This is a genomic window from Pseudoalteromonas sp. ATL1, from assembly GCF_058933015.1.
The window spans coordinates 2,245,580-2,259,270 of sequence record NZ_JBZYXL010000001.1 but is presented as its reverse complement, the minus strand read 5'-3'; the positions used below and the strand labels follow the sequence as shown (position 1 = coordinate 2,259,270).

Below are 13,691 nucleotides of genomic sequence, written 5' to 3'. Positions count from 1 at the left end.
GCCACACGCAAATTATATTATTGTCGAGTTTTAATTTCTTCGCTGATTTTGGCGATAAAATCTTCGACTGAGAATTTGCCGAGGTCTTCACCTTTGCGTGTTCTCACTGCTACTTCTTGTTGTTCGACTTCTTTATCACCAACAACAAGTAAGTAAGGTATACGTTTTAAAGTATGCTCCCGAATTTTAAAGCCAATCTTCTCATTTCTCAAGTCAGCACAAGCTCTAATTCCAAGTTTATTTAACTTTTGCACAATTTCATGCACGTAATCAGCTTGTTTGTCGGTGATATTCATGATCACCACTTGCTTTGGTGCTAACCAAGTTGGGAAAAGACCCGCATATTCTTCAGTTAAAATACCAATAAAACGTTCGATTGAACCTAAAATAGCGCGGTGGATCATCACCGGTGTTTTACGTTCGTTATTTTCGGCAACATAAGTTGCACCTAAACGACCCGGTAGTGCAAAGTCTAACTGCACTGTACCACATTGCCACGCACGTTCTAAGCAATCGTATAAAGTAAATTCGATTTTAGGACCATAGAACGCACCTTCACCCGGTAGATATTCAAACTCAATACCATTGGCGGTAAGCGCTTCGGCCAACGCCGCTTCTGCTTTATCCCACATTTCATCTTCACCGATACGCTTTTCTGGACGAGTCGATAGTTTTACAACAATCTTCTCAAAGCCAAACGTTTCGTAGGTGTCGTATACCATTTTGATACAAGATGATACCTCATCCATGATCTGCTCTTCTGTACAGAACACGTGGGCATCGTCTTGCGTAAAGCCACGTACACGCATCAAGCCGTGTAAAGCACCTGAAGGTTCGTTACGGTGACAACAACCAAACTCTGCCATACGCAGCGGTAAATCACGGTAAGACTTTAAACCTTGGTTAAAGATCTGCACGTGACCCGGACAGTTCATTGGCTTGATTGCATACTCGCGTTTTTCAGACTCTGTTGTGAACATCGCGTCAGCGTATTTATCCCAGTGACCTGATTTTTCCCAAAGTGCACGGTCCATCATCATAGGACCTTTCACTTCTTCATAGTTGTATTCACGCAGTTTTTCACGTACGAAATCTTCTAGTTCACGGTAAATGCTCCAACCATCGTTGTGCCAAAATACCATGCCCGGCGCTTCTTCTTGCCAGTGCCAAAGATCGAGTGCTTTACCAATTTTACGGTGATCACGCTTCTCAGCTTCTTCAAGTCGCTTTAAGTACGCTTTAAGCTGCTTCTTGTCTGCCCAAGCTGTACCGTAGATACGCTGCAACATTTTGTTTTCAGAGTTACCACGCCAGTACGCACCAGCAACTTTCATGATTTTGAAATGCTGACAGAACTTCATGTTCGGTACGTGAGGACCACGACACATATCGATGTATTCTTCGTGATGATAAAGGCCTGGCTTATCATCTTTAGCGATATTTTCGTCTAGGATCTCAATTTTGTAAGTTTCACCACGCGCTTCAAACGCATCACGTGCTTCTTGCCAAGAAACGGTTTTCTTAACAACGTCGTAATTTGTTTTTGCAAGATCTAGCATGCGCTTTTCAATGGCATCTAAGTCTTCTTGTGTTAAAGAGTGGTCTAAATCAACGTCATAATAAAAGCCGTTATCGATCGTAGGACCGATCGCCATTTTAACGTCTGGAAATAACTGCTTAATTGCATGACCGATTAAGTGAGCACAAGAGTGACGAATGATTTCTAAACCATCTTCGTCTTTTGCCGTGATGATTTCTAAATTTGCATCTTCTGTGATGATGTCACACGCATCAACACGTACACCATTTACACGGCCAGCGATGGTTGCTTTTGCAAGACCAGGGCCGATATCTTGAGCGACTTGTAAAGTTGAAACTGGGTTTTCAAAGGCACGCTGACTACCGTCAGGAAGCGTAATAATTGGCATGATAAATCCTATTTACAGTGGTGACACCTACGACGCATCACATGTAGTTAAATTAATTAATATAAAAATGAATGCCCAACAACGCTTTTACGAATAAGCATTGGCGCCGGCAGCGATTTAGCGTACCGTGTGCTTGGGGACTTCCAAACCGAACGGTATTTTGACTGTGCACGTGACGAAATTCAAGGGAAAGACTAAAATTGATACATAAATTATTAAATTTGTACACCTTAGCGCATTACATAAGGTTAAAACATGACTGAACAGACTCGTTACTGCTTTGCTTCTTTAAATTTACTTAACTTCGTTGCACCTCCGTTTTCCTTTTACCAACCTCAAGAACATTATAGTGAGTCACAATGGCAGTCTAAAACTCAATTCATCACCGGGTTAATTGAACATATGGACCCCACTTTGATTGCGTTTCAAGAAGTGTTCAGCATTGATGAGCTAAAAATATTGTGTAAAAACTTAGGGTTGGAATATTTTGCAACGGTTGACACACCGCAGGTAGACGCTATTTATCCCAATGTGCTGTTTAACCCGGTCGTCGCTATCGCATCAAAAGTTCCCTTTAAACAAGTATCCGCTTTGGTTCCCTGCCCTGAACTACTTGAATATTTGAACAATCAGCACAATTTTCGATTTAATAGAACCCCCGTAAAGTGCCACGTTGAATTAGAGGGTATTGGTGGTATTACCTGTTATGCAGTGCATTTGAAATCTCAAAGGGTCCTTTCAATGGCCCACATGTTTGCTGAACAAGCGCAAGACGATCCGCTTTTATCCATGTTACAACAAACGGTAGGGACAATGCAGTCACAAATATCGCGCTCGTTAGAGGCTTCGATAATTTATTATGATGCGTTGAAAACACAAAGAGAGCAAAACTGTGCGACGCTGGTCATGGGTGACTTTAACGATAACATATATAGCCCAGCGCTCTCGTTTATGACCAAAGCATTTCCAGCTCAAGTAAACGTCCAATCTTCGTTTGAAAATGTTGGGTTATTTGACAGCTTTAACTTTGCCGATAACGCACATAGCTTCGAGCACAAACCACCAACACATTACTACCAAGGTACTGGTAATGTGCTTGATTACATACTCGCCTCTGAACAGTTCAATCCAAATATAAAGGATACGCGAATCCAATCCGTTATTTACCGTAATTTTGATGCGCATTTAGACCCGCAAAGAGATGAAGAGGATATTCGCTACTCAGATCACAGCGCAATTGCGATTGAAGTCATGGTGTAAGCTTTTGCTTTGAGTGTGAGATTGCTATAATTCGCCGATAACACAATAAATTGGAAACAACTAATGAGAACATGTGGTGTTGAGATCACAGGTAGCGAAGTATTGCTATGTTTGCTTACCAAACAAGATGACGTTTTTGATATCAGAGACGTACGTCAAACTCGTTTCACGCTTGGCAATGTTGGCCAAGATACCGAAGAAATGCGTAAATTTCAGTTTGATTTCGCAAAATTAATGACCGACTACCAAATCGACTCTGTTGCTATCCGTCAACGCGCACCCAAAGGCAAATTTGCTGGTAGTGCTACGGGCTTTAAGATGGAAGCTGCTATTCAGTTAATTGAAGGCTTAGATGTTCGCTTACTATCGAGTACAGAAGTAAAAGAGCAGTTAAAACGCAACCCTCTGCCAATTGATTTTGAAGATACCGGCTTAAAAAAATATCAAGAGAATGCGTTTGTGAATGCCTACGTATACATCATGAAAAAAACCTATCGACCTGACGAATAATCATTATTCACTAGAAAATCCGGCGCTAAGTCGGATTTTTTATGCCCCCTGCTTTTCTCGGTAGTGATCAACAGCAAATGCGTAGCATACCTTGACTAAAAACAAGCTTGCGATTATTTGAAACCAAAGAGTCAACTGCAATGCAGCAATGCTAACTAAGCCAATCAAAACCACGGTCATTGCCATCACCTTTTGCAAACGCATGTTAAATAAACAATTAAGCAATATGGCGCACAAAATGGTGTATGCCCAAACATAAGCACTTTCTACAAATGGTTGTTCGAGAGCCAAAGCGACGACAAGTATATGAACATGAATAGCAATAAACACCCAACGGGATGTATTTCGATTGGCGTAATAGTCATTTGTACCACGGGTAAAATTGGCGGCACATCCTGCAATAATATCAATAACCAATAAAACACCGAGCATTACCTGCCACCAAGGCAGCTTTTGCATATCCGATTGGTGAATAAGTAAAAATAAAACCAACGTGGTTGTGGCTATTGTAAACAGGGCAATTGCCAGCAATCCCGACTTTGTTTGCTGCTCACCAAGTACTTCATGTAGTGACTTTGGCATATCCATATGCAGTTCTATCCTGTGAGTTAATTAGTATTTTTCTAGCTCGTATAACCTGTCGCAAAGTGCATCAACATGTTGTGTTAGATGTGCTTTCGCGTCTTCCAGTGCTTGATTATAGACTTGCTTGCCTACCTGCTCGATGAAAAAGTCGACCATAAATGCAGCGTCAAATTGTTCCAGTTTTAGATCATGATGCTTATCACAATATGCCTGTGTTTGTTCTACAAGTAAGTCATATTGCAGCTTAGATAATGAAATTTTATTGCTCATGTTCAGTTTCTAATTGATACAGTCGGTTTGATACCTCTTTGAGGTCAACGTGCTCGATAAAATCGTCACTCAGGGTCAAAATGGCGTTCAGGTTATTAGTCAATTTGTCTTTTTGTAGCTCGCCTGGTTTCAGAGCTGTTTGCAATAGATGCAACGCCATATCCGCAAGCAATAGTCGTTGTTTTTCAGGCCATGATTCATCATTTTGTGATGCTGGATGCTTTAACACGGCTTGTTCAACGTCATCGTGAATACTCCAACTGAGTTTCAAAATGTCCTGTCTTTGTTGTTTATCCATAAAGTAACCTTGCTTATAACTTGTTGTGCTGTTGCTAATGTGAAACAAGCAACTGGCTATTTCAATGTGATTTTTTTCATTCAGATTTATCAGCGCTTTTTTATTCTTTACAGCTCAAGCGCTTTTGGATTTTTTGGAAAGTAGTGCTCGCCTTGCTGCGCGCACAGGTCAAATTCCCGTGTATTTTTGTAAGGTAGCTTCATAAACCCGGCGACACCAACATCTTCAATGCTCATAGCGTACTGCATGATCCTATCCAATAAATCCTTAAACTGTGCTTCTTTGCTAGCATCCAACAATCGGTAGTAATGGTGTATTTTCATACGGTTTGCTAGCGATTCAAAGATAATACAACCTGTATGGTGTATCTGGTTCAATTCAAACACACACTTAATAATGCTTTTAGGTAACTGCAGTTGTTCGTCGGGATCTTTACCATCTTCAAAATAACTATGAGGACGCGTTAACTCATTACTTGATACATCAACGACCGAATAATTTAATTCCGGCACCTTATCAAAAATAAATGCACCAGTTTCATCTCGCTCAAGCTGGATGGTTTGTCTCGCATCGAACAGACAGCATTTGAACAAGCCTTTTTGTGTAATGCCCTGCGCCAACATTACAGTCGCATTGATAGCATCTGTTAACGCATTTTGCAACGCGCGATCGTGTAATATCAAACTCGACTCGATATACAGTGAATCTTGTTTCCAGTGAAAGCTCAAACCTCCGACCACCGGGTATTTTGCCAAACGGCTTATCGACGCTAAAAACGCCTTTTCCGTGTCGCCCGTATCAAATAAAAACTCTTTGTAGTATCTATCGAGCTGTGCGTCATTCACATCCACAAGCTGCTGATTATGGTCGGCTCTACGTAAAAACTCTTTACGCGAGGTGTACACTACAGTATCAGGTTGTTCTGGTGTGTTATTCACCCAAAACGGAATATTCGCTTTGTGCTCTGTGCGCGGCAAACGCGGCAAATATGCTCGCGCAATTTTTGGCATATTACGCATAAAATAATCACCCGCCTGATCTCTTACATGCTTGTCCTTACTCAACATAGCATCAATCACAGCAGCAAATTCTTTTGGTAAGCCAAGGCTATTAGCCGGTATCACTTGTGCACCAAAACGACAAGATTGGGCACTTGCTAACGCGTAGATAGTTGATGCAACACCTTGCTCATCAAATCGCGGAGATGACTGAGCCCCTGACATTTGCTCATCACCAATGAAATACACATCGCCCATTCTGGCATTGGTGCTTGATACATCCGATGACATTAAATCCATGATATTGCTGGCAACAGGTTCACCATGTTCATCAATTTGCGCGTATACAGAGCTGCCCCAGTCAACCAGAGAAAAACTTTTAGTTTCTTCATCCCAGACTATATTTGAGGGCTTTATATCGCCGTGCACAATAGGTTGTGGCGACATGCCATTGCGATGAGAACGCAGATCTCGTAACACATTTCTTAACTTCAGTGCGAGCTCCACCAGCTCATCGGGATGAAAACGCCCTCGCTTGAGAGAAATTTTCTCTAAATCCTCTCCAAGCGCACGTTCCATCATTAAAATCCCCTGCTTTTTAACACGCTCAAAAGCAAAGAATTTTGGCACCATTGGATTATGAATTTGCGAAAGCATATAAGCCTCGTCTTCAAGCCTGTCTCTTACCGCTTGCGCCAAGGTAATACGAGAAAACTTAAACACCCACTGTTGTCCGTCGGGGCTCACCCCAGCAAAAACAAAACCAAATGCGCCTGAACCAATGATCTCGACCTCTTTATATCCGAGCATCGACAGCTGTTTTTTACAAATATTGAGCCACTGACGATGCTTTTTCGCATCATGATGTGACAGCAAATAAATTGACTGCTGTTCATTGATATAGAAGTTATGAATTGCTTTGGCGCTTTGCTTATTTGCAGCAGGGAGTTTCATGATACCTTCACACAGACAAAAGGCCGAGAAGCTCGGCCTTTTTTAGAGGGTTTAGTTAGGCATTTTCAATTTTTGCCCAAGAGTCACGCAAACCAACGGTTTGGTTGAATACCAATTCCGCTGACTTATTATCGCGACTATAATAACCCATGCGCTCAAATTGGAAGCCTTGCTCAGCTTGCGCATTAGCTAGAGACGGTTCTAACTTAGCCGACGCTATGATCTCCAATGAATCTGGGTTTAGCGTTTGCGTAAAGTCTTCCGCAGCCGCTGGGTTTGGCACGTTGAACAAACGATCGTACTGGCGAACCTGCGCTTCAACGCAGTGTGTTGCACTCACCCAGTGAATAACCCCTTTTACCTTACGGCCATCGCTTGGATTTTTACCCAGCGTTTCTTCGTCATACGTACAGTAAATTGTTGTGATGTTGCCATCTGCATCTTCATCGAAACGCTCAGCTTTAATCACATAAGCATTACGTAAACGAACTTCTTTACCCAACACTAAACGTTTAAATTTCTTGTTCGCTTCAACGCGGAAGTCTTCACGTTCAATGTATAACTCTTTGGTAAATGGCAATTCGCGCGTACCCATTGACTCATCCGTTGGATGATTTGGCGCAACTAACTGCTCTACTTTACCTTCATCAAAGTTTTCAATAACAACTTTTAATGGGTCAAGTACTGCCATCGCTCGCGGTGCACTCTCATTTAAATCATCACGAATACACGCTTCTAACATGCCCATTTCAACCATGTTGTCTTGCTTAGTGATACCGATGCGCTTACAAAATTCACGTATAGATGCTGGGGTATAACCGCGACGACGTAAACCGGCAATAGTTGGCATACGTGGGTCATCCCAGCCTTCAACATGGCCGTTTACCACTAAGTCATTAAGCTTGCGCTTTGACATGACTGTGTATTCTAAATTTAAACGCGAGAATTCAATCTGTTGTGGATGACACTCGATGCTAATATTATCAAGTACCCAATCGTACAAACGACGGTTATCTTGGAACTCAAGCGTACAAAGTGAATGTGTGATCCCTTCTAACGCGTCCGAAATACAGTGTGTAAAGTCGTACATTGGATAAATGCACCACTTATCACCTGTTTGGTGATGGTGCGCAAAGCGAATACGATAAATAATAGGATCGCGTAAAACCATGAATGAGCTGGCCATATCAATTTTGGCGCGCAATACACATTCACCTTCTTTGAATTCACCGTTACGCATTTTTGCAAATAACGCTAAGTTTTCTTCAACCGGTGTGTCACGATACGGGCTATTCTTACCAGGCTCGGTTAACGTACCACGATATTCGCGCGCTTGATCCGGCGATAAGAAACACACATACGCTAGACCTTTTTCGATCAGCTCAACCGCGTAATCGTGAAGTTTGTCAAAGTAGTTTGATGAATAACAAATATCACCGTCCCACTTAAAGCCTAACCAAGACACATCTTCTTGAATCGACTTTACGTAATTGATGTCTTCTTTTTCTGGGTTCGTGTCATCAAAACGAAGATTACACAAGCCTTTGTAATCTTGTGCTATGCCAAAGTTTAAGCAAATTGATTTGGCGTGACCAATGTGCAAAAAGCCATTTGGCTCAGGCGGGAAACGCGTATGAGTTTGTTGGTGCTTACCGCTCGCCAAATCTGCATCAATGATATTTCTTATAAAGTTTGTTGGGCGATTCTCTGTTTCCGCCATGGGTATGCATTCCTCTGAAATTTTGCACTGAATAACTTCGGCATTATTACAAAAACAATCGCGAACTTACAGCAAATCCTTTATTGAAGATAAGAATAATTACCTGATTTAGTTAACGACTTAACAAGATTTTAAAATTTCATGACATTTTTTGTTCTATCGCAATAAAAAAGTCATAAAATTGCATTATAGTGCGCGCATAAAGTGAAGTAACTCAAGGACAACACAAATGGCTTCAATGAATTTAAATCGCGTGTACATCCCGTCAAAAGCGCGGAACAACCAGTATATTCTGGCTGAATTCAAACCTACGGACGAATTTTACAACTGCTTTGATGACCTACAAAGCTGCTATGAGCGTTTAGCTCGTCAACTTTTCGCTTTATGTGATGAGTACGAATTACACAACGTGCATTTCATTGCCAACGATAAATTACCCGTCGTTCGCTATCACGAAGAATCATACTGCTTACAAACGCAAAAGCAAATGTTGTTTTTCTACAATCCTAAATATCATGAAGCGCATAAGTCTTATTGGGAAGAGGGTGTAAAAGCTAGAAAAATTACCCTACTCTTTTTAGCGACAGGCGACGACATTCGAGCCAATGCAGCAAGCTTCCACAATAAAGTCAAACTCACTTTAGATGCATTAGTCGATGTAGTTAAACCAATTGCTGAAAACACGCTACGTGTACGCGACCACCAACATTTAACCTACGATATTTTTGCTAAGGCAAAAGGCAGTAAGGAGAGCTACGGCTATAAATTACGTAGCCTATATCCACGATACCAAGCAAGAAATTGCAACTTGCCTGATAAACACTCGGAAATGACGTATGCAACCTTCAGCTTACCTATTACCCGTGCGTTAAAAACTGAGTATCAACATCTGATCAACAACCACGATGATTACAGTGCTTTTTATAAAAATATTGAAGACTTATTTCTGTCAAGTTGTGCTGATAAGCAACTACAACTCAGTGCCTTTTTAGCGGATGATCGTTTACCGTTAATACGTAACAGTCAAATAGATAAAAGCAGTGGCAACGAAGAGCTCTGTAAATTGAGCTTTGACACTGATAATCAAGAAACGCAGTTCCACTCAACATGGGACGCTAACAGACTAGTGGATACCATGAACTTTGTGCTTGTTGCTCATAACTCAGATAAGAAAGATATGGGCTATGGACGTTTTATGAATAACGTTGAAGCAATGATCCGTGCATTTACTAACGAATTAAATGTCAATCCAACTAAGCAAGATGTTAATGTGCGTTTCTTCCAACATATTAGCTATCAGTATTAACTGACTGTTTGGTGCCATCATCTGAGCTTTCAGCTTGCATGACTGGCACCTTTAATTTGACCTCAATACCTTTACCTTGTTCGGATGCACAACGGATCTCCCCTTTTAGCAATTGCGTGACAAGGTTATAAACAATATGCATACCTAATCCACAACCTCCTTGACTTCTCTTGGTCGTCACAAAAGGGTCAAACACCGTCTTCAACATTTCTTTGCTCATACCAACGCCGTCATCACGATATGTGATCAGCCATTCTTTATCGTCGGCGGATAATTCTACGTCGACACATCCTTTACTTTTATTCTCAAAGCCATGGATCACCGAATTATTAAGCAAATTTGTCATAATTTGATAAATCGCCCCAGCATATGTGTACAACTCAATATCTGCTTCTCCATGCACCTTGATTTCAATATTTTTGCCTTTGATCAAGGGTTCCAACGAAATCAAAACATCTTTGATGTAGGTTTTTAGATTGATGGTTCGACAAATTTCACTGGATTGGTCTACTGCAACCTGCTTAAAGTTACCGATCAGGTCTTGTGCCCTATCTAAGTTTCTAAAAATAAGTTGGTAACCCTGTGTTTGATCTTCAATGGCTTTACTCAAATCTTTTTGACTGAGAGTTTTATTCTGTAGCTTTTTCGCTACTTTTTGCATACTTTCTTCGTTGTAGGTCAAGGCCGTCAATGCAACACCCAGCGGCGTGTTGATTTCATGCGCCACGCCAGCCACTAATCCCCCTAATGACGCCATTTTTTCGCTTTCAATTAATTCATCCTGCGTATGTTTTAGCTCCAACATGGCCTGTTCAAGCTTTTGATTTTTCTTGTATATTTCATCCGTACGCATCGCAACTTTTATCTCAAGTTGCTCATTCAGTGCCTGCAGGGCATTTTCATGCTCTTTAAGCTCTTCAATGTCCTTCAAAGCGCCAGCTATGCGAACCGCTTGACCTTGTTTATCCCGTTTAACAACCTTTCCCCTATCAAGCACCCAAACCCAGTTTCCGTTTAAATCCTTTACTCTGATGGGAATTTCATAACTTTGGGCTTCACCGCTTATGCAGGCCTTCACTTTATTTCTAAGTCGGCCACCATCTTCTGGATGCACAAATTCACCGATGTCTTCTAAAGTCATACGTTCTTGAGTCACGCCATAATCGACTCGTGGTGAAACACTGTGCCTATAAATAGTACTACTGGTGATATGCCAATCCCAAAGTTCGTCGCCGCTTGCCCAAAGAGATAACTCCAAACGCTGCTGCAAGTCATGCATTTTTTTGTTCGCAACAAGCACTTGTTCATAGCGCTTTTGCCGCGCTCGGGTAACTAAAAACAATGCCAGTAATATAAATAACGCGTAGACTGTTTTGGAATACACATTCCACCACCATGGCGCACCAATATTTAAAGCAAAGCGGTGTACTGGCGAAGCTATGTTAAAACGATTTACGGTATAAGCTTCGACAACGTATTCTCCAGGCTCCAACCGTAATAAATTAACCTGCCTAACCCCTGAAGCAAGCTTTAACCATTTGTCACTCAGACCTAAAACGCGATAAAAAAACTGTTGCTGTTCAGAACCGTAATCCAAACTAGAGTATTGCAATGAAACAATATTTTGATCGTGAGCTAGATTAAGACTGGTTGCAAGTTCAGGAGATGTGCTCAGCAAACCGTCTTCTTTTGGGACCAATAGCTTTCCTAACAGCTCAATATGGCTTATCAGCAACGCCCGTTCGCTCTTATCTATAATCACTTTTTGTGGATAGAATTGATTAAATCCTTTAGCACCGCCAATGAACACTCTACCATCTGGTGCTAGCCAAGCCGCGTTGTAGTTGAACTCGTTATCCTGAACGCCATCAATCGGTGAAAAGTTATGAATGGACATACTCGTCGTATGAATTTGACTCAATCCACCACTAGTTCCCGCCCAGATATGTTCAGAACCATCATAAACAAGTGCCCAAATCGCCGTGTTTGCCAAACCATGTTCCTTGGTTAGCACGTTAGCAACGTTAAACTCTTCAGTCACAATCGAAAGCCCGAGTTCACTTGCAATCCAAACTTTGCCATATTGGTCTCTCTCAATCATAAACACGAGATCAGACACCAAGCCATCTTGTGTCGTCAGATTTCTCAGCTCTCCTTTAGCATACTTAAATAACCCGTTACCAATAGAACCAAACCACAATTGGCCATCAATATTTTTCATTGATGAAACATGGCTAGGCGCGCGAATTGAAGGGTGAAAATAAGGCTGCAAGTTATTTTTATCCGCCACATACTTTAAAATACCTGTGGTGCGTGAACTAATTAAAACCTCTCCTTCAAACTTTATGAGGCTGTTGAATGTCAGCTCTGGTCCATTACCAAAATCAGGCTTAAGATGTTCTAACCGCCCAGTTTGCATTTCGAACCTGAGCGCCCCGTTACCCCGAGTGGTAACCCACATAACGCCATCAATGAAGGCGACTTTGGTCACAAAACTGTTATCCAATACATCAAGTTGAGCATACAGCACTTTGGCTTCACTAAATCCCGTTCCATCAAACACAAACAAGCCGCTTGATGTGCCAAACCAGAGGCGATCCTCTTTATCAATCGCAAAGCTTCTAATATCGGTACTCTGCAATGGTGACTCGGGATAGTTAAATTGACTGACATGACCAAATGATTCGCTCAACTGACTAAAGAAGTGTAAGCCGCGTGTTTCAGTCCCAAGCCAAAGGTCCTGATTTAAATCTCGCATTACAGTGATGACATTGTTGTCCAGCAATCCACTAGACTGATGTGCACGTTTGTACCAATGGTTAATGAGTTGCCCTTGCCTGTCGAGCAAATATAAGCCATTACTACTCGTCACTAGCACCTCGTTGCCGTTCACAACAACATTATGCAGGGTTACGTTAATGTCGTTGTTAAAACTTCTAGACCACAATACCCGTTCATATAAGGTATCGTAGTTAACAAGCTGTTGTGCTTTACTGATCAAAACAATGCGCTGAACCGAAAAGCTCATTTTTTCGAACTCGCCATCAAGCAGTAATATCGCTTCACCTGATTGCTTCATGAACTTCATCAACCCTTGATCGCTCAAATAAAAATAAGCATCATTGCGTTCAACAACATTTCGGATAAATCGACCAGGAAGGGAGACTTTAGTTGGTTGTAGTGTAGATTGGTTAATTTGATACACATTACCGTCTTCTTGTGACACGACGACATTTGATCCATTGCAATCCAAGGAAATGACGCGGTCTGAGACAATTGCATCATGTTGATCAGACAAAAAAGAAGTAAAGAAGCCCTTAGTACTATGGTACACGCTCAACCCGGTACGCGTACCTATCCACACCTTGTCGGCGCTAATGCAGAGATCGGTGACAAAGCCACCAGCAAGACTTTGATCATCCTGCTGTTTGGGAACAAACTGCTTAAATTCATGACCATCAAACCGATTAAGACCCGCTTGAGTGCCAACCCATATATAGCCATATTGATCTTGCGCTAATGCTGTAACCGTAACTTGACTCAATCCATTGCTGTAATCGTAGTGACGCATTATTTGCGCAGTGTCAGTAAACTGTGGAACTGCATAAGCGAAATTAAATATGAAACTTAAGCATACGAGCCATTTTTGCTGCATAGGGCGCCGAGTCAAAATGAATTTAACTAAAATATAGCAAAGACTAGGGCGTGTTGAATTTTGAGGTATGATTTTTGTTCAAATCAAAGGCTTTCATTACCAGAAATGCGCTATGACACATAGTGATCTATGTGAGTAGCGCATGACGCCGTAGTGGAAGCCTTTGGTTGAACCCTTTGGGCAGCGTCATTCGGTCATTTTTTCTAC

The 13,691-nt window shown here is 41.6% G+C and carries 10 protein-coding genes; 3 read left to right on the top strand and 7 right to left on the bottom strand.

Annotated elements, in window-relative coordinates:
- Positions 1 to 17: 17 nt before the first annotated feature.
- Positions 18 to 1,928 carry a threonine--tRNA ligase gene (gene thrS, locus AC5FX4_RS10230; RefSeq protein ID WP_493606304.1) on the bottom strand — a complete coding sequence of 637 codons (1,911 nt, stop codon included), beginning with the start codon at positions 1,926 to 1,928 and terminating at the stop codon, positions 18 to 20.
- 255 nt (positions 1,929 to 2,183) lie between these two features.
- On the opposite strand from thrS, the gene AC5FX4_RS10225 reads away from it, so the two are divergent.
- Together AC5FX4_RS10225 and AC5FX4_RS10220 are read left to right on the top strand one after the other, a co-directional pair.
- A complete protein-coding gene (locus AC5FX4_RS10225) occupies positions 2,184 to 3,188 on the top strand; it encodes an endonuclease/exonuclease/phosphatase family protein (protein ID WP_493606303.1) in 1,005 nt (334 codons plus the stop codon).
- A 63-nt stretch (positions 3,189 to 3,251) separates the two neighbouring features.
- Positions 3,252 to 3,698, top strand: a complete 447-nt coding sequence (locus AC5FX4_RS10220; protein WP_493606302.1) for a DUF3010 family protein — start codon at positions 3,252 to 3,254, stop codon at positions 3,696 to 3,698.
- Between the two features lie 39 nt (positions 3,699 to 3,737).
- On the opposite strand, the gene AC5FX4_RS10215 is transcribed toward AC5FX4_RS10220, so the two are convergent.
- From AC5FX4_RS10215 to glnS, 5 genes are all read right to left on the bottom strand, one after another.
- Complete coding sequence (locus tag AC5FX4_RS10215) at positions 3,738 to 4,286, bottom strand: hypothetical protein (protein ID WP_493606301.1); 549 nt, start codon at positions 4,284 to 4,286, stop codon at positions 3,738 to 3,740.
- Positions 4,287 to 4,310: 24 nt separating this feature from the next.
- Positions 4,311 to 4,553 carry a DUF2164 domain-containing protein gene (locus AC5FX4_RS10210; RefSeq protein WP_493606300.1) on the bottom strand — a complete coding sequence of 81 codons (243 nt, stop codon included), beginning with the start codon at positions 4,551 to 4,553 and terminating at the stop codon, positions 4,311 to 4,313.
- A complete protein-coding gene (locus AC5FX4_RS10205) occupies positions 4,543 to 4,851 on the bottom strand; it encodes a hypothetical protein (RefSeq protein WP_493606299.1) in 309 nt (102 codons plus the stop codon). The genes AC5FX4_RS10210 and AC5FX4_RS10205 overlap by 11 nt, the downstream gene beginning before the upstream one ends.
- A gap of 107 nt (positions 4,852 to 4,958) precedes the next feature.
- Positions 4,959 to 6,803 (bottom strand): serine/threonine protein kinase, encoded by a 1,845-nt coding sequence (locus AC5FX4_RS10200; RefSeq protein ID WP_493606298.1) that lies wholly within the window; start codon positions 6,801 to 6,803, stop codon positions 4,959 to 4,961.
- A 55-nt stretch (positions 6,804 to 6,858) separates the two neighbouring features.
- Entirely contained in the window at positions 6,859 to 8,523 is a 1,665-nt protein-coding gene (gene glnS / locus AC5FX4_RS10195; protein ID WP_493606297.1) for a glutamine--tRNA ligase, read from the bottom strand.
- A gap of 229 nt (positions 8,524 to 8,752) precedes the next feature.
- Here glnS and AC5FX4_RS10190 point away from each other — a divergent pair, with 229 nt between their 5' ends.
- On the top strand, positions 8,753 to 9,829 hold the full coding sequence (locus AC5FX4_RS10190; protein ID WP_493606296.1) for a DUF3083 family protein: 1,077 nt from the start codon (positions 8,753 to 8,755) through the stop codon (positions 9,827 to 9,829).
- On the opposite strand, the gene AC5FX4_RS10185 is transcribed toward AC5FX4_RS10190, so the two are convergent.
- A complete protein-coding gene (locus tag AC5FX4_RS10185; protein ID WP_493606295.1) occupies positions 9,813 to 13,400 on the bottom strand; it encodes an ATP-binding protein in 3,588 nt (1,195 codons plus the stop codon). The two genes, AC5FX4_RS10190 and AC5FX4_RS10185, sit on opposite strands and share 17 nt — an antisense overlap.
- Between the last annotated feature and the right edge of the window lie 291 nt (positions 13,401 to 13,691).